General features: G+C 68.2%; 20 protein-coding genes. 4 read left to right on the top strand and 16 right to left on the bottom strand.

Annotated elements, in window-relative coordinates:
- Positions 1-18: 18 nt before the first annotated feature.
- Together BM353_RS01640 and BM353_RS01635 are read right to left on the bottom strand one after the other, a co-directional pair.
- On the bottom strand, positions 19-627 hold the full coding sequence (locus tag BM353_RS01640; RefSeq protein WP_092075944.1) for a LysE family translocator: 609 nt from the start codon (positions 625-627) through the stop codon (positions 19-21).
- Positions 617-1,009 carry a hypothetical protein gene (locus BM353_RS01635; protein WP_245759524.1) on the bottom strand — a complete coding sequence of 131 codons (393 nt, stop codon included), beginning with the start codon at positions 1,007-1,009 and terminating at the stop codon, positions 617-619. Before BM353_RS01635 ends, BM353_RS01640 begins: the two co-directional genes overlap by 11 nt.
- Before the next feature lie 84 nt (positions 1,010-1,093).
- On the opposite strand from BM353_RS01635, the gene BM353_RS01630 reads away from it, so the two are divergent.
- The gene (locus BM353_RS01630; RefSeq protein ID WP_092075940.1) at positions 1,094-1,708 is read left to right on the top strand and encodes a TetR/AcrR family transcriptional regulator; all 615 of its coding nucleotides are present in this window, start codon (positions 1,094-1,096) and stop codon (positions 1,706-1,708) included.
- A 98-nt stretch (positions 1,709-1,806) separates the two neighbouring features.
- On the opposite strand, the gene BM353_RS01625 is transcribed toward BM353_RS01630, so the two are convergent.
- Complete coding sequence (locus BM353_RS01625; protein ID WP_092075939.1) at positions 1,807-2,457, bottom strand: sulfotransferase family 2 domain-containing protein; 651 nt, start codon at positions 2,455-2,457, stop codon at positions 1,807-1,809.
- A 90-nt stretch (positions 2,458-2,547) separates the two neighbouring features.
- Between BM353_RS01625 and BM353_RS01620 the strand changes: the two genes are divergently transcribed.
- Positions 2,548-3,576: a hypothetical protein gene (locus BM353_RS01620; RefSeq protein ID WP_092075937.1), complete on the top strand. Its 1,029-nt coding sequence runs from the start codon at positions 2,548-2,550 to the stop codon at positions 3,574-3,576.
- A gap of 7 nt (positions 3,577-3,583) precedes the next feature.
- Here the strand turns inward: BM353_RS01620 and BM353_RS01615 are convergent, their stop codons facing one another.
- Together BM353_RS01615 and BM353_RS01610 are read right to left on the bottom strand one after the other, a co-directional pair.
- Entirely contained in the window at positions 3,584-4,732 is a 1,149-nt protein-coding gene (locus BM353_RS01615) for an alpha-D-ribose 1-methylphosphonate 5-triphosphate diphosphatase (RefSeq protein WP_092075935.1), read from the bottom strand.
- Positions 4,733-4,775: 43 nt separating this feature from the next.
- Complete coding sequence (locus tag BM353_RS01610; RefSeq protein ID WP_092075933.1) at positions 4,776-5,516, bottom strand: alpha/beta hydrolase; 741 nt, start codon at positions 5,514-5,516, stop codon at positions 4,776-4,778.
- A 78-nt stretch (positions 5,517-5,594) separates the two neighbouring features.
- On the opposite strand from BM353_RS01610, the gene BM353_RS01605 reads away from it, so the two are divergent.
- A complete protein-coding gene (locus BM353_RS01605; protein WP_092075931.1) occupies positions 5,595-6,050 on the top strand; it encodes an NUDIX domain-containing protein in 456 nt (151 codons plus the stop codon).
- Positions 6,051-6,212: 162 nt separating this feature from the next.
- Here the strand turns inward: BM353_RS01605 and BM353_RS01600 are convergent, their stop codons facing one another.
- The 6 genes from BM353_RS01600 to scpA form a co-directional block, all read right to left on the bottom strand.
- Positions 6,213-7,097, bottom strand: a complete 885-nt coding sequence (locus tag BM353_RS01600) for a DMT family transporter (RefSeq protein ID WP_245759523.1) — start codon at positions 7,095-7,097, stop codon at positions 6,213-6,215.
- A complete protein-coding gene (locus tag BM353_RS01595) occupies positions 7,078-7,479 on the bottom strand; it encodes a hypothetical protein (protein ID WP_092075929.1) in 402 nt (133 codons plus the stop codon). Before BM353_RS01595 ends, BM353_RS01600 begins: the two co-directional genes overlap by 20 nt.
- Before the next feature lie 37 nt (positions 7,480-7,516).
- Positions 7,517-8,521 (bottom strand): endonuclease/exonuclease/phosphatase family protein, encoded by a 1,005-nt coding sequence (locus tag BM353_RS01590; RefSeq protein WP_092075927.1) that lies wholly within the window; start codon positions 8,519-8,521, stop codon positions 7,517-7,519.
- Entirely contained in the window at positions 8,521-9,201 is a 681-nt protein-coding gene (locus BM353_RS01585) for a TerB family tellurite resistance protein (RefSeq protein WP_092075925.1), read from the bottom strand. The genes BM353_RS01590 and BM353_RS01585 overlap by 1 nt, the downstream gene beginning before the upstream one ends.
- Before the next feature lie 75 nt (positions 9,202-9,276).
- Positions 9,277-9,795, bottom strand: coding sequence for a GNAT family N-acetyltransferase (locus BM353_RS01580; protein ID WP_092075923.1), 519 nt, complete (start codon positions 9,793-9,795; stop codon positions 9,277-9,279).
- A 492-nt stretch (positions 9,796-10,287) separates the two neighbouring features.
- Positions 10,288-12,420: a methylmalonyl-CoA mutase gene (scpA, locus tag BM353_RS01575; protein ID WP_092075921.1), complete on the bottom strand. Its 2,133-nt coding sequence runs from the start codon at positions 12,418-12,420 to the stop codon at positions 10,288-10,290.
- Positions 12,421-12,593: 173 nt separating this feature from the next.
- On the opposite strand from scpA, the gene BM353_RS01570 reads away from it, so the two are divergent.
- Positions 12,594-13,034, top strand: coding sequence for a DUF4174 domain-containing protein (locus tag BM353_RS01570; protein ID WP_245759537.1), 441 nt, complete (start codon positions 12,594-12,596; stop codon positions 13,032-13,034).
- 4 nt (positions 13,035-13,038) lie between these two features.
- Here BM353_RS01570 and BM353_RS01565 read toward each other — a convergent pair whose 3' ends face one another.
- The 5 genes from BM353_RS01565 to BM353_RS01545 all read right to left on the bottom strand — a co-directional run bounded on the left by BM353_RS01565 (position 13,039) and on the right by BM353_RS01545 (position 18,013).
- Positions 13,039-15,039, bottom strand: a complete 2,001-nt coding sequence (locus BM353_RS01565) for an acetyl-CoA carboxylase biotin carboxylase subunit (RefSeq protein WP_092075917.1) — start codon at positions 15,037-15,039, stop codon at positions 13,039-13,041.
- 138 nt (positions 15,040-15,177) lie between these two features.
- Positions 15,178-15,396, bottom strand: coding sequence for a hypothetical protein (locus BM353_RS01560; RefSeq protein WP_092075915.1), 219 nt, complete (start codon positions 15,394-15,396; stop codon positions 15,178-15,180).
- Positions 15,397-15,535: 139 nt separating this feature from the next.
- Positions 15,536-15,898, bottom strand: a complete 363-nt coding sequence (locus BM353_RS01555) for a hypothetical protein (protein ID WP_092075913.1) — start codon at positions 15,896-15,898, stop codon at positions 15,536-15,538.
- A 24-nt stretch (positions 15,899-15,922) separates the two neighbouring features.
- Positions 15,923-16,345: a DUF6497 family protein gene (locus tag BM353_RS01550; RefSeq protein WP_092075911.1), complete on the bottom strand. Its 423-nt coding sequence runs from the start codon at positions 16,343-16,345 to the stop codon at positions 15,923-15,925.
- A 135-nt stretch (positions 16,346-16,480) separates the two neighbouring features.
- Positions 16,481-18,013, bottom strand: a complete 1,533-nt coding sequence (locus BM353_RS01545; protein ID WP_092075909.1) for an acyl-CoA carboxylase subunit beta — start codon at positions 18,011-18,013, stop codon at positions 16,481-16,483.
- Between the last annotated feature and the right edge of the window lie 198 nt (positions 18,014-18,211).

Here is an 18,211-nt window from a genome sequence, read left to right as displayed (position 1 = left end):
TCCAGCGCAGCGCCCGTCTCACCGAGACCCCGCCAGAACCCGTATTCCCAGCCCGGCGAAGAGCACCGCGATGCTTTCGTTGCAGAGTTGAAAGATACGGGGGTTGTCGCTGAGGCGGTGGTGCAGCCCCGCCGCGAGCAGCCCGTAGATCAGAAAGACCGCGAAGGTCTCGGCCACCAGAACGCCACCCATCGCGATGATCAGGCCGTGGGAGCCCGCCGCCTCGGCCGGGATGAACTGGGGCAGCAAAGCGACGAAGAACAGCGTGAGCTTGGGGTTCAACAGGTTGATGAGCGCGCCCTGTAGCACGATCCGCAGGCCCGAGGCCGTCACCGCTTGCGCCTCAGGCATGGCGCGGCTCGCGGCCCAGGATCGCCCGGCGAGGTAGAGCAGGTAGAGCCCGCCGGCGATCCGGAGCCCGCCGTAGACCTGTGGGTGGGCCACGAGCAGGGCCGACAGGCCGAGGCCCGCCGCGATGAGATGCGGAATGACGCCCACCGCCCCTGCGACGGCGCCCCAGACCGCACCGCTCCGCCCCTGAGATAGGCCGCAGGAGATGGCGAAGAGCACCCCCGTCCCGGGCATGAGCGCCAGGACGACGGAGACGATCAGGAACTCAAGCGACATGGGCGCGCGTCGCGTGCGGATCGGCGGCCCGGGGGCGCAGGATCGCGGCGAAGATCGCAAGCGCCGCGATCTGGCCGGAGAGGACCGCAGGCCAGATGAGGGCGATCTGGGGGTCGAGGTATTTCTGCGGGCCGAAGGAGACCAGCGCCATGACCGCAGCGAGCCCGGCGAGGATGCGCCCTGCCCGGCTGCGCGCGGGACCGAGGCAGAGCGCGGCGGCCGCCGCGGAGATGGCCGCGCCGATGAACGGCGCGATGCCGAACGCTGGTGTGGCCTCCGGCGGGTGCGGCGGCACCCCGGCAAAGAGCGCGGCGAGCATCGTCCCCTGCAGGAGGATCAGAGTGACGAGGCCGGCGAAGGGAATGTCGTTTCTATCGGTCATGGGCATCCTCATAAGCGTAATTATCTGTACGATTGCTTTAATCCGTAATTGTGGTTACGGTTTCTGTCAAGCACGGAGATCAGGATGCGAGAAGATACCAAACGGCGCCGTCAGGCGCAGATCGAGGACGCGGCCTATGCCGTTCTTGAGGAAAAGGGCTATGCCGGCGCTTCGATGCTGGCCATCGCGCGGCGGGCTAAGGCGTCGAATGAGACGCTCTACAACTGGTACGGCGACAAGCTTGGGCTGTTCATGGCTCTGGTGGATCGCAACGTGGGCGAGGCACGGGCGTCGCTGGAGGAGAGTCTTTCGGCTGAGGACGATGCGCTCGCAACGCTGCGGACGTTCGGGCCGATCCTGCTTGGCATGCTCACGGGGCCGCGGGCTGTGGCGCTGAACCGGGCCGCGGCGGCCGATCCATCCGGAGACCTTGGGCACGCGATTGCCAAGGGAGGGCGAGAGACGATCGCACCGATCCTTGAGGACGTATTTCGCGCCGCGCGCGCACAGGGCCACCTTGGTTTTGCGGAGGTGGACGAGGCGGCGGAACTCTACCTTGGGCTGCTCATCGGGGATCTGCAGATTCGCCGGGTTGTCGGGCGCCTGCCCGCGCCGACGGCGGCGGATATTGAGCGGCGTTCGGCGCGCGCGCTGGAGGCTGTGATTTGCCTGATGCCGTTTGAGGCTGGGCCTGGGTGACCGTAGTTTGGGGGCGCTGCCCCCGTCCGCCGGTGGCGGACTCCCCCGGAGTATTTTTCAAGAGAAGAAGCGGGCGGGGCTGGCCGGGTTTGAGGCGGTCAGGGGTCGAAGCGGTAGGTGAAGCGGGCGATGTCTTCGGCGCAGAGCCGCGCGACGTGGTTTGCGGTCTCGTCGGTGTAGCAGGCGCGGTAGTCATTGGGGCGATCGGAGCGGTTGGTGAGGGGAATTTCGGGGCGGAAGCCGAGGTGTTCGGACAGGGGCGCGATGTCTTCGGTGAGGTGTTCGAGGCGGAGGCAGAGGGCGGGTGCGGCGCGGCCGGCGGCGTCTGTGAGGTAGGCGCTTGTGGGGGCTTCGGCGATGCTGCGCGCGATGCTGGGGTGCGCGAGAAAGGCGGCGAAGTCGTGGGTCTGGGCGATGCGTCGGGCCGGGTGGTCGAAGCGTTGCTGGCGCAGCCAGTGGTAGTAGCTCACCAGCCGGTCCCACGGGTTGCGCACGAGGGTGAAGATCAGCATGTCCGCGATCTCGCCTTGCGGCAGCAGGCCGGTGAGGTCGGCGAGGCGCGCGTGTTTGCTCAGGCGGTTCTCCGGATCGAAGGCGCGGAGCTTGCGGCGGCGGCGGATGGCCTTGGGCGTGTCGCCGATGAGGATGTCGTCCTTCATCGCCCGGGCCTCCAGCGCGAGGGCCATCGAGGTGCCGCCGGTTTTGGGGATGTGGATGAAGATGTAGCGGCGGCCCGGTGAGATGATCATGGGCCGAGCATAGCGCCGCGGGCCGTTGCCGGGAAGCGGGCGGCCATGCTAGAGAGACGCCAAAGAGGCAGGGCAGGCCCGCGACGCGACATGACCGCATTGAAAGGTTTCGAACGGCTGGAGGCTTCCGGCATCTGGCGCGCGGGGCCCGAGGCGCAGCGGCGCGATGTGATCGTCTCGTTCGGCACGGCGACGCTGGTCATGAGCGACATGAAGGAGACCGCGCTGGCGCATTGGTCTCTGGCGGCTGTGACGCGGGCCAACCCCGGCGCGTTTCCGGCGATCTACCACCCCGAAGGCGATGACAGCGAGACGCTTGAGCTTGGCGAGGACGAGGCGGTCATGATCGATGCGATCGAGACCGTGCGGCGCGTGGTCCGGCGGCGGCGGCCCCATCCCGGGCGGCTTCGCTGGGCGAGTTTCCTCGGGACGGCGGCGGTCATCGCGGCGCTCGGGCTGCTGTGGCTCCCTGGGGCGCTGAGCTGGCATGCTGTGAGCGTTGTGCCGGATGTGAAGCGGGCGCAGATCGGGCGGGCGCTCTCGGAGCGGATCACCCGCGTGGCGGGCCCGGCCTGTCAGAGCCCGCGGGCCAATGCGGCGCTGGCGCGGCTTCTGGGGCGGCTCGGCGAGGGGGCGGCCCCCGTGCGGCGGCTGCGGGTCGTGCCCGGCGGGGTGGCGGAGGCCACGCATCTGCCGGGGGGGACGGTCCTGCTCAACCGCGCGCTGGTGGAGGATTACGAGGAGCCCGACGTGGTGGCGGGGTATGTTCTGGCCGAGGCCGCGCGGGCGGGCGCGCGCGACCCCCTGGCCGAGCTTCTGGAATTCGCCGGGCCGCTGGCCACGTTGCGGTTGCTGACCACGGGCGATTTGCGCGGGGCCGTCCTCGATGCCTATGCCGAGGATCTGCTCACCCGGGCGCCGGCGCCGATTTCGGAGGAGGCGCTGCTGGCGCGGTTCGCGGCGGCGGAGGTCCCGGTGCGCGGCTATGCCTATGCCCGGGACGTCTCGGGCGAGACGGTGCTTGAGTTGATCGAGGCCGATGCGGTCCGGCCGGCGGGGACGGAGCCGCTCCTGAGCGATGGGGATTGGCTCAGCCTGCAGGCGATTTGCGGCGGGTGAACCGGCCTCAGGCGACGAAGCGCGCCGCCACCTCACCCGCCATGTAGGCCAGCCGCCCGCCGGAGATGGTGGCGGCGACCTGATGCGTTGCGGCGTCGAGCACCACGAGATCGGCGCGCAGGCCGGCGGCAAGGCGGCCACGGTCCGCAAAGCCGAGGATCGCGGCGGGACCGGAGGAGATCAGCGGCCAGGCCGCCTCCAGCGGCAGGATGCCCCGCGCGGCCAGTTGCAGTACGGCGCGGCGCGGGGCCGGGTAGTGATAGTCGGAGGCCAGCGCGTCGCAGAGCCCCTGCCCGACCAGCTCGGTCGCCGAGGCATTGCCCTTGTGCGAGCCGCCGCGATTGACGTTGGGCGCGCCAAGCACGATCGCGCCGCCCTGCGCGCGCGCGGCCTCCGCGGCGGCTTGGGTTTCGGGGAATTCGGCGAGGCTGACGCCGGCGCGCGCCCAGAACGCCACGTCCTCCGCGCGCTGCGCATCGTGGTGGCCGACGATCGCCCCTGCCCCGGCGAGATCGCGGGCGAGCGCGCTCACCGCCTCCGGCACCTCGTCGCGGCGCGCGTGCAGCGCCTGCATCAGCGCCAGATGCGCCTCGGGGCTGCGGCGGCTCTTGAGTGCGGTGCCGGTAAGGCGCGGGATCGTGCGGCCCGCGGCGAGGCGGTCATGAGGGAGGTGATCGTTGAAGACGACCTGGCGGATCGCATGGTCGCGCACCAGCCGCAGGATCTCGGGGTAGTCGTCCAGCATGTGGGTCTCGACCCGGAGCTGCAGGTGCAGATCGGGGATCGCGATGGCGCGGGCCCGGGCGTGGGCGTCGATGACGGCGCGGGCGAAATCGGGGCTGCGAAGGCCCCCTTCCCAGCTGTAGAACTGGGCGAGCATCGCCGTGGTGATGCCGTTGACCGCAAGCTCCGCCGCCGCCGATAGCAGCCCTTCCTCCATGTCCATCATCGCGCCGCGGCGCCGGGCCACGTGGCGCTCGAACCCGTCGCCGTGGATGTCGACAATACCGGGAAGGACGAGGTAGCCGGAGAGATCTATCGCGCGGCCCACGGCGGCGGCGGTCAGGACCCCGCCGGCAAGGCCGAGGGGCGCGTCGGTCCAGCCCTCGGGGCGCAGCACGCGCGCGCGGGTGATATGAAGGGGCGGCAGGCTCATGATGCCCGCGCCTTTAGCGGCTCGGGGCGGTAGGGCGCAAGGCTCAACCGGGATCGTCCGACCCGAATCCGAGAAGATCGGTAAAGCCCATTTCGTGATCGAAGGTCCCATGGCGCAGGAAATGTTCGGTCTGGGCGATCACCAGCGGGTTCATCATCATGAAGGTGTGGGTCACCGGGAGCGTGATGTGATCGGTCATGCCCGCAACGCGGGTGCTCGCGACGCTGACCTTGCCGTCATCCGCGCCTTCGATCAGCGCCGAGTAGAGCGGGTTGAGCGAGCGCGACCCGGCGATGACGCCGAGCTCGGCCTCGACCGGCGGCAACGCCAGCGGGACGCTGTCCGCGCCGGTGCCGAGCTCATGGCCCGCGGGGCCGTTGATCATCTCGAACAGCTCCAGTTCGCCGAGCGCATCGACCAGCTCCGAGCCCTGGTTTGGCGGGCCGAGCATCACCACCCGGCCGAGCCGCTCGGGCGCGTTGTCCTGCAGCCAGACGCGCAAGAGGATGCCGCCCATGGAATGGGTGACCACATGGACCGTCTCTTGGCCGCAGGCGGCAAAGGCCGGCGGGAGCGTCTCGCGCGCGAGTGTGGCGATGGGCTTTTCGGTCGAGGGGTAGTCGGGGGTCACGGTCTGGTAGCCCTCGGCCTCCAGCGCGAGCGACATCGGCAAGAACGACGCATCGGTCCGCGCCAGCCCGTGGAGCATCACGACGCAGTCGGCCACGGCCGCGGCGGGCGCAAGGAGGGCCGCGAGGGCGAGAAGGAGGGACGCAGGTGTCATGGCCCCAATCTAGGCATCCCCGCGCCCGAGCGGTAGAGCGGATTGCGCTCCTCCTCGCGCCCCTGCACAGTGGCGCCCATGTTGCGCGCCCATGCCTCCCCCCGCCTCGCCGTTCGCGGTCTCGTGATGCAGGATGACCAGTTGCTGATCGTCAACGCGTGGTCGGCGGGGCAAGGCAGCGATCTTTGGTGCGCGCCGGGCGGCGGGGCCGAGCCGGGCCAGTCTCTGCCCGAGAACCTCGCGCGGGAGATCCATGAGGAGACGGGTCTGCGCGTGTCGGTGGGCGCGCCCTGTCTGGTGAACGAGTATCATGAGCCCGACAGCGGGTTTCATCAGGTCGAGGTGTTTTTCCGCTGCGAGATCGAGGCGGGCGAGATCGACCACGCCTGGCGCGACCCGGAGGGGGTGGTGACCGAGCGGCGGTTTGTGACTCGCGACGAGCTTGGCGCGCTGCGGCACAAGCCGGACAGTCTCGGAGAGGTCGCCTGGGGTGAGGGTCTGTTTTACGATCCGTTGGAGCTTTTGGCGCGCTGATCGATCCGGAGAGCCGCGCCCTTCCTCGGGATGGCGCTTTGGAACGGCTGTGGTCAGCGGTTTATCTCAAAAGCATCGGATGACGGCTGTGCGGTTTCTGTCATCGCCATGCGCCCTCCCGGGGGGAGGGAGGGCGCGGCTCGGGGCTGGTCGCCCCTTCGCCTATTCGCGTCGCTTTGGGGACCAGACGCCGAAGCCGACGCCTCCGAGCACCAGCAGGCACGCCGCGATCAGGCGCGGGGTCACAGGCTCGGAGAGCAGCAGCGCGCCGAGGACAATGGCGATGACCGGCACGGTGAGTTGGGCGAGCGCGGCCACGGCGGCGGGGAGTTGCGGCAGCACGGCATACCACAGCGCGTAGCCGAGCGCGGAGGTGATCATGCCGGAGGCAAGCGCGAGGGCGGCGCCGGGGATGGTCAGCCCGTCGGGCCAGAGCAGCGCGGGCAAGAGCGCGACACCTGCGGCGAGCAGGAAATTGGCGGCCGTGGCCCCAAGCGGATCGGCCGAGCGCCGTCCGATCAGCGAATAGATCCCCCAGCCCACCGCCGCCGCGAGCATCAGCCCGACCCCGGCCAGAGGCGGCGTCGCGCCCCCGCCCGGCCAGAAAAGCGCGCAAAGCCCGGCGAAGGCCAGCGCCGTCCCGGCCCAGCGGCGGGCGGGCACGGGCTCCCCGGCGGCGAGCGCTCCGGCGAACATCGTGATCTGGACCCCGCCGAAGAGCAGCAGCGCGCCGAGCCCGGCATCGAGCCACAGATAGGCAAAGGAGAATCCGAGCATGTAGAGCGCCAGCGCCGCGGCGGGGCCAATCGCGCGGCGCAAGGGCGGCAGCGGCGCGCCCCGGCGCAGCCGCACCAAAAGCCACAGCATCGCCGCGCCCGAGCCGAGCCGGAGAGCGGCAAAGGCCCCCGGCCCCGCCGCGCCCTCGGCCAGCGCAACGCGGTTAAGCAGCGAATTGCCCGCAAAGGCCAGCATCGCCACCGCGACCAGCGCGATGAGCCTCAGCGGCAGGCCTTTCGGCGCGCGCGGCTCAGAGCTCGATACTGTCACCGGGGCCCAGCGGTTGATCCTCGGGATCGGTTTCTGGTGCCCGCTCCGGCGCGGAGTCGGGCGCGGGGGCTTCCGGCATCGGGTCGCGCCGGCGCAGGATGATATCGCCGTTGGGCAGCATTTCGGGCGGCGCGTAATGGCTCAGATCGTCGATCTGGCCCAGAATGTCGCGCAGCGCGGGGCCCATCTCGTCCAGCAGGCGCCGCATCTCGGGGCCCATCTCCTCGCCGAACCCCTGCAGGCCCTCGAGCGCCGGGCCCATCTCCTCCATCAACCCTTCGAAGAAGAGCCGCGCGCCCTCCTCCATCCGCGAGGGCGGATCGGCCTCTTGCGCCGTGGCGGGCAGGGCAAGACAACACAGGAGGGCAAGCAAACGGCTCATGGCACCCTTGATACGCGCCAATGCGCCCGGCGGCAAATCACGCGATGGCGAGATCGACCGAGACCGGGAAATGATCCGAGGCCAGCAGCAGCGCCGCGCGCAGATCGGGCGTGGTCCAGCAGGTCTCGTCTTCATAGGGATGCCAGATCCGCCAGCGGGCATCGCGCGCGGCCAGATCGGGCGAGAGCATCACGTAATCGAGCAGCGCCTGAAGGTAGGCCTGTTTGCGGGCAATGTAGAATCGCGCGGTGGAGGCGCGCGCGCCCTGCGGCTGGCTCAGCGCGGCCTGGGCGTTGGGCTCGATCAGCGGGTGCTCGGTGCCCGCGCCAAGCACGATCTCGACAGAGGATTTGCCGAACAGCGTTTCGAACTCGTCGAGCCCCGGCCCGTCGTTGAGATCGCCCGCGACGATGAGCGCCTCGCCCGCCGCAAGATGCGCCGCGATCCGCGCGCGCAGCCATGTCGCCTGAGTCAGTTGCTTGAGCCGGTTGGAGACGGCCAGTTCCAGGATCTCGCGATCGCTGCGCGCGCCGTGGGGGGCCTTGGATTTCAGGTGCACGCCGATGAGCCGCAGCAGCTGCCCGCCCGCCGTTTCCAGCGCAAGCTCCAGAGGCGGTTTGGAAAAGCGCACCGCGCGCTCGTCAAAGCCGGGCAGGATGTCGGCCTCGAAACTCGCGTCGAACCCGGGCGCGCCGAGGGTCACCGGATCATGCACCGCGCTCAGCCGGTCCGGATCATAGAGCAGCGCGAGCTCCTGTTTGGTGTGGTTGGCGTAGCCGATGATCGCGCGGCGGGCGCGCAGGCCGGCGTAGCCCGCGAAGGTCTCCAGCGCGCGCACGGTGCTGCGGCGGCGGTCCTCGTCAGGGGCCTCCACCACCAGGATCGCATCGGCGTCGAGCGCGCGGAACACGGTGACGAGGGCGGCAATCTGGTCGGCGCGCGTCACGCCGCGCCGCCCCCCGAGCTCCCGGTCGTTCAGCAGCGCGCCCGTGGTGTCGAACAGATCGGTGAACCATTCCACGTTATAGGTGGCGATGCGCATCACGCGGCGCTGTCCCGAATTTCCTCCCAGGCGCGGTTGATCGCGACCATGCGTTTTTCGGCGATCCGCACGGCCTCTTCGGGCACTCCGCGCGCAAGCATCCGGTCGGGATGGCTGTCGCGGACAAGCTGGCGCCAGGCGGCGCGGATCTCGTCATGGCCCATGTCCGGCGTCACGCCGAGCACCGAATAGGGATCCGGCTCGGCATCGGGCACGAAGCGCGCGCGCAAGCCTCTGAACTCAGGGTCCGAGAGGCCGAAAATCCCCGCGACCTCTTCGAGAAAGCGGTTCTCGTTGGGGTGATAGGTCCCGTCGGCCATGGCGATGTGAAAGAGCCCTTCCATCAGGTCGATCAGCGTCTCGCGATCATCGCCGAACATGGCGGCGATGCGCCGGGCATAGACATCGAAGCCCGCCACGTCCTGCCGCGCGAGGTTGAAGACACGGGCGGCATTGGCCTCCTCGGCCTCGGGGATGTGGAAGATCTCGCGGAAGACCGCGACCTCGTCGCGCGTCACCAGCCCGTCGGCCTTGGCGATCTTGGCCCCGAGCGCGATCACCGCGATGGCAAAGGCGACGGAGCGTTCGGGCGGGGTGCGCAGGCTGTCGAAGACAGCCGAGAGCCCCTCGCCCCGGGTCAGGGCGGAGAGCGCGTCGGCGATGCGGGTCCAGATCGACATGGGATCATCTCCTAGCCGCTCGGGGCGGGCCTGTCAGCCCCCGGTTTGAGCCTTGGGCGGATGGGCGCGGGGCGATCAGAGCGGCGTGCTGGGCGGAGGTCCGTCGTCGAGCCGTTTCTGCAGCAGCACAAGATCGAGCCAGCGCCCGAATTTCCAGCCGGTTTCCGGCATCCTCCCGGTCTCGACGAAGCCGATGGCGCGGTGAAAGGCAAGGCCCGGCGCGTTTTGGGCGCAGACGCCCGCGACCATGATATGGATGCCCGCCGCCGCCGCGTGATCGCACAGCCGGTCCATCAGCGCCCGCCCTGCCCCACGGCCGCGCGCCGCGGGGCCAAGGAGGATCGTGTGTTCCATCGTCCGGGCATAGCCGGGCCCGGAGCGAAACGGGAAATAGGTGGCATAGCCCAGCACCTGCCCCGCATCCTCGGCCACGAGGAAGGCCCGGCCCGCCTCCTGCCGCTCGGCGATCTCAAGCGCGAAATCTTCCGCGCTCTTGACCACGGTGCTGAAGCTGATGGTGGTCTCGCGTACGATGGGCTCGGCGATTGCCGCGAGCTCTGCCGCGTCTGCCGCTACTGCATCCCGGATGATCATCCGAGTCTCCTTAAACCGTTCGGCGTGCCATCCGTGGCGACCAGATCAGCTCGCTGATCGGGGACCACGGCCACACGCGCATCCGCAATCGAGGCGACAGGCAACGGGAGAGGTCCTCGCCCCGGTTGGTGCCGCACGTCGCGCCTGATGAGTGACATCCCCGTCGCCGTCAAGCGCTCCGCGGGATGCGGGGCCACGTGGCGTTGCCGGACGGCGGGGAGTGCGTCTTCGATCGGCAGATGACCCTGCCCAGTTCCGGCGCGGGATTTCGCCACCCTGCTCAGACCGGCCGCAGCCGCGCTGAACGGCCGGAGAAAAAACGAGTGGGATATGCGGCGCGCGGCGATCAATCCAGCCCCGGCCCATAGCCCCGAACCCGCCTGCGAAGGGGTGAGCGGGGCTGCCGTCCGTCCGGCGCGGTCTGTCCGACCCGGTTGCCACGCCATTCCAAGTATCGGCGACGGTCCAGTCCCTCGGCGGGAGCCGAAGGCCCTAGGCCCGCGCCTCCCGGATCAGACGCAGGATGTCTTGCGCCGCGGCGGGAATGTTCGTGCCGGGCCCGAAGATCGCCTTGACCCCGGCGTCCTGGAGGAAGGCGTAATCCTGCTGCGGGATGACGCCGCCGCAGATGACGAGGATGTCTTCGGCCCCGGCGGCCTTGAGCGCCGCGACGAGCTGGGGCGCGAGGGTCTTGTGGCCGGCGGCCTGGGACGAGATGCCAACCACGTGCACGTCATTGTCGACCGCGTCCTGCGCGGCCTCCTCCGGGGTCTGGAAGAGCGGGCCCACGTCCACGTCAAAGCCGATATCGGCGAAGGCCGTCGCGATCACCTTGGCGCCGCGATCATGGCCGTCCTGGCCCATCTTGACCACGAGCATCCGCGGCCGGCGCCCCTCGGCCTCGGCGAAATCCTCGACCGATTTCTGGATCTCGGCAAAGCCCTCATCGCCCTCATAAGCCTTGCCATAGACGCCCGCGAGGGTCTTGACCTCGGCCCGATGGCGGCCGAACACCTTCTCCATCGCCATGCTGATCTCTCCTACGCTCGCCCGCGCGCGGGCCGCCTCGACCGCCGCGTCGAGCAGGTTTCCCTCTGAGGTGGAAGCGACCCGCTCAAGCGCTGCAAGGGCGCCCTCGCAGGCCGCTGCATCGCGGCTTTGCCGGATGCGGGCCAGCCGCGCGACCTGAGCTTCGCGGACCTTGGCGTTGTCGATATCGAGGATGTCGATCGGGTCTTCGCGCTCCTTGCGGTACTTGTTGACCCCGACGACGACTTCGGAGCCCCGGTCGATCCCGGCCTGGCGGCGCGCGGCGGTTTCCTCGATCCGGAGCTTGGGCATGCCGGAGGCCACGGCCTTGGTCATGCCGCCCATCTCCTCGACCTCCTCGATCAGTTTCCACGCCTCGCTGGCCAATTGTGCGGTCAGGCTCTCGACATAGTAGGAGCCCGCCAGCGGATCGACCACGTTGGTCACGCCCGTCTCCTCCTGCAGGATGAGCTGGGTGTTGCGGGCGATGCGGGCGGAGAACTCGGTCGGCAGCGCGATGGCCTCGTCGAGCGCGTTGGTGTGGAGCGATTGCGTCCCGCCCAAGACCGCGCTCATCGCCTCGTAGGCGGTGCGGATCACGTTGTTGTAGGGGTCCTGCTCCTGCAAGCTCACGCCGGATGTCTGGCAATGGGTCCGCAGCATCGAGGACTTGGGGTTCTTCGGCTCGAATTCCTCCATGATCCGCGCCCAGAGCAGCCGCGCGGCGCGCAGCTTGGCGGCCTCCATGAAAAAGTTCATGCCGATGGCAAAGAAGAACGACAGCCGCGGCGCGAAGCGGTCCACATCCATCCCCCGGGCAATCGCGGCGCGCACGTATTCGCGCCCGTCGGCGAGGGTATAGGCGAGCTCCTGCACGAGGTTCGCGCCCGCTTCCTGCATGTGGTAGCCCGAGATCGAGATCGAGTTGAACTTCGGCATCTCGCGGCTGGTATAGGCAATGATATCGGCCACGATCCGCATCGAGGGCTCGGGCGGATAGACATAGGTGTTGCGGACCATGAACTCCTTTAGAATGTCGTTCTGAATGGTGCCCGAGAGGAGCGCGCGGCTGTGCCCCTGCTCCTCGCCCGCGACGATGAAACTCGCCAGGATCGGGATCACCGCGCCGTTCATCGTCATCGAGACCGAGACCTTGTCGAGCGGAATGCCGTCGAAGAGGATCTTCATGTCCTCCACGGAATCGATCGCCACGCCCGCCTTGCCGACATCGCCCACCACGCGGGGATGATCGCTGTCATAGCCGCGGTGGGTGGCCAGATCGAAGGCCACCGAGACCCCCTGCTGGCCCGCGTCCAGCGCCTTGCGGTAAAACGCGTTGCTTTCCTCGGCGGTGGAAAACCCGGCGTATTGGCGGATCGTCCAGGGCCGGCCAGCATACATCGTTGCCTTGACGCCCCGGGTGAAGGGCGCCTCGCCCGGAATGCCGCCCAGATGGTCGAGCCCCTCCAGATCGGCTTCGGTGTAGAGCGGGTTGACGGCGATGCCCTCCAGCGTCTCCCAGGTCAGCCCCTCGACCGGCTTGCCGCGCAGCTCCGCCTCGGCCAGCGCGCGCCAGCGTTTCACATGCTCATCCATCTGCTCGCCTCTCCCTCTTCGCAGCCGCCACCGCCCCGCCGACAGCCAGAGGCTTCGCTTTCCGCGCGCGCCCCCCTATATCGGTAGGAACAGGAGCCTCCATGACGTCACTCAATCGCCTCACACACCCCATCGCCGCCATGCTCGCGATCGGCGGCCTGATCGCCGCGCTCATGACCGCCGGGCCATCGGGCGCGGTTTCGGGCGCGGTCGACAGCGCCGAGACAGAGCCGCCGGTCATCCGCCCGGCATATGATCTGGAGCTGGACGCGTTCCACTGGGTCAACCGGCTTGTGGTGGTCTTCGCCGACGCACCCGCCGATCCGCGATACCTCGAACAGATGGACCTCATCGCCCAACGGCTCGACGATCTGGAGCTGCGCGACGTGGTGGTGCTGACCGACACCGATCCCGCCGCCCGTTCCGATGCGCGCCAGTCGCTGCGCCCGCGCGGGTTCATGATGGTGCTGATCGACAAGGACGGCAGCATCCTGCTGCGCAAACCGCTGCCGTGGAGCGTGCGGGAAATCTCGCGCAGCATCGACAAGACGCCGCTGCGGCAACGCGAGATGCGCGAGACATCCGCCTCCGACCAGGCGACTCCGGGCGGCTGAGCCATCACTCGAATTCCATGATCACGTCATCGACCGCGAGGCTGTCGCCGGGGCCCGCGTTGACCTTGGCGACCACGCCCTTGCGCTCGGCGCGCAGGATGTTTTCCATCTTCATCGCCTCGATGGTGCAGAGCGGCTGACCCTCCTGGATCTCCTGCCCGACCTCCACATCGAGCTTCACCACAAGGCCCGGCATCGGGCAGAGCAGCAGGCGCGAGGTATCGGGCGCCTGCTTTTCGGGCATGAGGCGGGCCAGCTCGGCCTGGCGCGGGGTGCGCACATGGACCTTGAGCGCGGCGCCTCGGGCGCGGATGCCGAAGCCGCCCGAAACCTTGCCCACTTTCATCACCAGCGGCGCGCCGTCGACGATCATGTCCGCGAGCTGATCGCCCGGCGCCCAGGCGCCGCTCACGCGCAGCTCGGTGCCATCGTCGAAGGCGACGGTCGAGCCTTCGTGATCGGCGGCAATCTCCACATCGAAGGACTGGCCCTGCAGCGCGACGTTCCACTCGGTGCCGACGCGACGCTCGTGATTGTCGAGCCGGCCGGAGATGCGCGTGCGCCGGATCTCGGCCACGCGGTTCATCGCCGCCGCCGCCGCCGCGATGCGCCTGAGCTCGGGCTCGGGCAGCGCCACCCCCTCGAACCCCTCGGGATATTCCTCGGCGATGAAGGCCGTGGTGATGTCGCCGCTGACGAATTTGGGGTGGTCCATCACGGCCGCGAGGAACGGCAGGTTATGCCCGATCCCCTCGACCTCGAACCGGTCGAGCGCCACGCGCATCGCCTCGATCGCCGCGCCGCGCGTCGGCGCCCAGGTGCAGAGTTTGGCGATCATCGGATCATAGTACATCGAGATTTCGCCGCCCTCGAAGACGCCCGTGTCGTTGCGCACCACCACCGTCTCGCTCGCGTGTTCCGCCGGTGGGCGATACCGCGTGAGCCGCCCGATGGAGGGCAGGAAGCCGCGATAGGGATCCTCGGCATAGAGCCGGTTTTCGATCGCCCAGCCGGTGAGCTTGACGTCATCCTGGCTCATGGTGAGCGGCTCGCCATTGGCCACGCGGATCATCTGCTCCACAAGGTCAACGCCGGTGATGAGCTCGGTCACCGGGTGCTCGACCTGCAGGCGGGTGTTCATCTCGAGGAAGTAGAAATTCCGGTGGCCATCGACGATGAACTCCACCGTCCCCGCGCTCGCATAGCCCACCGCCTTGGCCAGCGCGACGGCCTGCTCGCCCATGGCCTTGCGCGTTTCCTCATCGAGGAAGGGGCTCGGCGCCTCCTCCACGACCTTCTGGTTGCGCCGCTGGATCGAGCATTCGCGCTCTCCGAGGTAGATCCCGTTGCCATGCGCGTCGCAGAGCACCTGAATCTCGATGTGGCGCGGTTGGGTCACGAATTTCTCGATGAAGATCCGGTCGTCGCCGAAGCTCGCCGCCGCCTCGTTCTTGGAGCTCTGGAACCCCTCGCGCGCCTCCGTGTCGTTCCACGCGATGCGCATCCCCTTGCCGCCGCCGCCCGCGCTGGCCTTGATCATGACCGGATAGCCGATCTGGCCCGCGATCTTGACCGCCTCATCCGCGTCGCCAATCAGCCCCATGTAGCCCGGCACGGTGGAGACGCCCGCCTCCTGCGCGATCTTCTTGGAGGTGATCTTGTCGCCCATCGCCTCGATGGCGCCCTTGGGCGGGCCGATGAACGCCACGCCCGCGGCCTCCAGCGCCGCGGCGAATTTCGCGTTTTCCGACAGGAACCCATAGCCCGGATGGACCGCTTCGGCCCCGCTTGTCGCAATCGCATCCATGATCTTGTCGATCACGATATAGGATTGGTTGGCCGGCGCCGGCCCGATGTGGACCGCCTCGTCCGCCATCTCCACATGCAGCGCGTTGCGATCGGCATCGGAATAGACCGCGACGGTCTGGATCCCCATCCTGCGGGCCGTCTTGATGACGCGGCAGGCGATCTCGCCCCTGTTGGCGATCAGGATTTTCTTGAACATGGGCGTCCCCCTACGGCTGGCATCGTCTGGCTCGGGCCCCGCCAGCGGCGGGCCGGGCGGAAAAAAACCACCGGGGCGGCGGGCCCCGATGGTCTCGAAATCGTCTCGCTCGGGCGGCCCGGGGCCGCCGAGCCTGCATCAGTTGCAGGCGCCGGGATTGGTCTGGCAATAGGCCGCGTTGGCGCCCGCCCCGACAACCGCGCCGGTCGCGATGTCGCCATCCGTGGCCACGGCTGCGCCGGCGCCAGCGGCCGCGCCGTAGATGAGCTGCTCGCCCATCGTGTCGCCGCACCCGGCGAGCCCGACAAGCGCGCCCAAAAGCGCAATCCGCGCGATGATCTGTTTCGAATGTGCCATGATCCTGCTCCTGTGTTGGGTCCTGCCGCCGCGCGCGGCGAAAGCAGAGTGCCAGAGCCCGCGCCCCGCGCAACCGGCCCGCCGCCGGAGGGCCGGGCGTGAGCGCAAACCCGCTCAGGCAAGGGCGCGGGCCGGGGCATCATCCCCAATCCTCCGGCGCGTCCATCGCGTCGGGAAAGCTCGCGCGCGCCCGCGCCACGTCGATCCGCAAAAGCGCCTCGTAGCTCTCGGGATCAAACGGATCCTCCGCCGCGATCACCTCGCGCCCGAAGAGCCATGAGAGCCGCCCCGCATCGAGATTGCCCCGCTCGAAGGGCTCCTCTCCGAACTGCTCCCAGAGCGCCGCCATGAAGGCCGCGTCGGCCCGGCGATCGGCGGGTTTGCGATCGCGAAACCGCTCCCGCGCGACGAGCCTGGTCGCGCCCTTGGGATTTGCGCGGCGCAGGGTGAACTGGAAATCGGAGCCGGGCAGACGGCCCGGAAATCCACGGTGCTTGATCATCGGTTCATGTCCTTCCCCGGCGCTTCAGTAAAACGACCACTGGCACCGCCCGCCCTCGACGCGGAAGGCCTCGAAGAATTGGACGGCCTCGGGATCGGATACCCCGAAGACCACATCGCGGTCGGCAATGGAAATGACAATTTCGGTGGGGCGCAGCCCGCGCGCGCGCAAGGCGGGCAGGGCCAGATGCTCGCACAGATGCGCGAAATCGGGTTCCAGTCGGGCAAAGGTGGTCGAGGTCATCCCGGGCGCGACAAAACGCCATCTTGAGCGCAGGCCGCCGGACGGCAGCGGCTCGTCAATCACCTCGGACACTTGAAGAAATTGGCCGGAGGGCACAGCGAGGGCCTCCTCCTCCCCGTCAGCTGTGGCCGCCATCCCCCAAAGGATCCCTCCGATTGCGGCAAATCCGTAGCGCCAATGGCTGAATTCATGCGCAAGCATCATGATAAGTCAACAGTCTGCACAAGAATGTAGCGAAATTTAAACATTGCCCTTACCTTTCCCTGATCGCCCGACGCGGCCCGGCCCGCCCACCGCAGCGCATTGGCCGCGCGCCCGGACGGCGCTGGCCGTAATCTGTCAGAGCGGGATATTGTCGTGTTTTTTCCATGGGTTGGACAGAGACTTTCCGCGCAGCGAGGCAAAGGCGCGGGCCACCCGGCGCCGCGTCGAATGGGGGAGAATCACCTCATCGATGAAGCCCCGCTCGGCCGCCACGAAGGGGTTGGCGAAACGATCTTCGTAATCCGCCGTCCGCTGCGCAATTTTCTCAGCCTCGCCCAATTCGGACCGATAGAGAATCTCTACCGCCCCTTTCGCGCCCATCACAGCGATCTCCGCCGTGGGCCAGGCATAGTTGAAATCGCCGCGCAAATGCTTGGACGACATCACGTCATAGGCCCCGCCATAGGCCTTGCGCGTGATGACCGTGACCTTGGGCACCGTCGCCTCGCCATAGGCAAAGAGCAGTTTCGCGCCGTGCTTGATCACCCCGCCAAATTCCTGACTCGTCCCCGGCAGGAACCCGGGCACATCGACAAGCGTCAGGATCGGGATCTCGAACGCATCGCAAAACCGCACGAACCGCGCGGCCTTGCGGCTTGAATCGATATCGAGACAGCCAGCAAGCACCATCGGCTGATTGGCCACAACGCCCACCGTCCGCCCTTCGAGCCGGATGAAGCCGGTAATGATGTTCTTGGCGTACTCCTCCTGGATCTCATAGAAATCGCCCTCGTCGGCGATCTTCAGGATCAGTTCCTTCATATCATAGGGCGTGTTGGGGTTTTCTGGGATCAGCGTATCGAGGCTCATCTCCACCCGGTCGGGGGCGTCGAAGAAGGGCCGCACGGGCGGCTTCTCGCGGTTGTTGAGGGGCAGGAAATCGACCAGCCGGCGCACCTCGGCGAGCGCTTCGACATCGTTCTCGAACGCCCCGTCGGCGACGGAGGATTTGCGGGTGTGGGTCGAGGCGCCGCCAAGCTCTTCCGCGCTGACCTGCTCGTTCGTCACCGTCTTGACCACGTCGGGGCCGGTCACGAACATGTAGGAGCTGTCCTTCACCATGAAGATGAAGTCGGTCATCGCGGGCGAATAGACCGCCCCGCCGGCGCAGGGGCCCATGATGAGCGAGATCTGCGGCACCACGCCGGAGGCCATCACGTTGCGCTGGAACACCTCGGCATAGCCCGCGAGCGAGGCGACCCCCTCCTGAATCCGCGCGCCGCCGCTGTCATTGATGCCGATGACCGGCGCGCCGTTCTGGACGGCCATGTCCATGATCTTGCATATCTTTTCGGCGTTGGTCTCGGAGAGCGAGCCGCCGAAGACGGTGAAATCCTGCGAAAAGACATAGACCATGCGGCCGTTGATCGTCCCCCAGCCGGTCACCACGCCGTCGCCATGGGGGCGGTTGTCCTGCATTCCGAATTCGGTGCAGCGATGGGCCTTGAACATGTCGAACTCTTCGAAGCTGCCCTCGTCGAGCAGAAGCTCGATCCGCTCGCGCGCGGTGAGCTTGCCCTTGCCGTGCTGGGCATCGATCCGCCGCTGCCCGCCGCCGAGCCGCGCCGCATCGCGCAGGGTTTCAAGCTCGTCTACGATCCGGTTCATGGCCGTCCTTTCGTCTAACGCGCCTCAGCGGTACTGGATCGGGGCCGCAAAACAAAGCGATTTTCGGAAAATCTGCGAAGTTTGCAAAGCGGGCGTCTGGCTAATTGCTAATCCGCTAACCACCCCTCCCTCCCCGCCGGGCGATCAAATCCGCGTCACCGCCACGGCGCAGGTAGACAATCTCCGGCGCGGGGCGTA

It is taken from the genome of Poseidonocella sedimentorum, from assembly GCF_900116005.1.
Classification (GTDB): Bacteria; Pseudomonadota; Alphaproteobacteria; order Rhodobacterales; family Rhodobacteraceae; genus Poseidonocella; species Poseidonocella sedimentorum.
Note: the sequence above shows the minus strand (reverse complement) of the source record. Positions and strands in the feature narration are given on the sequence as shown.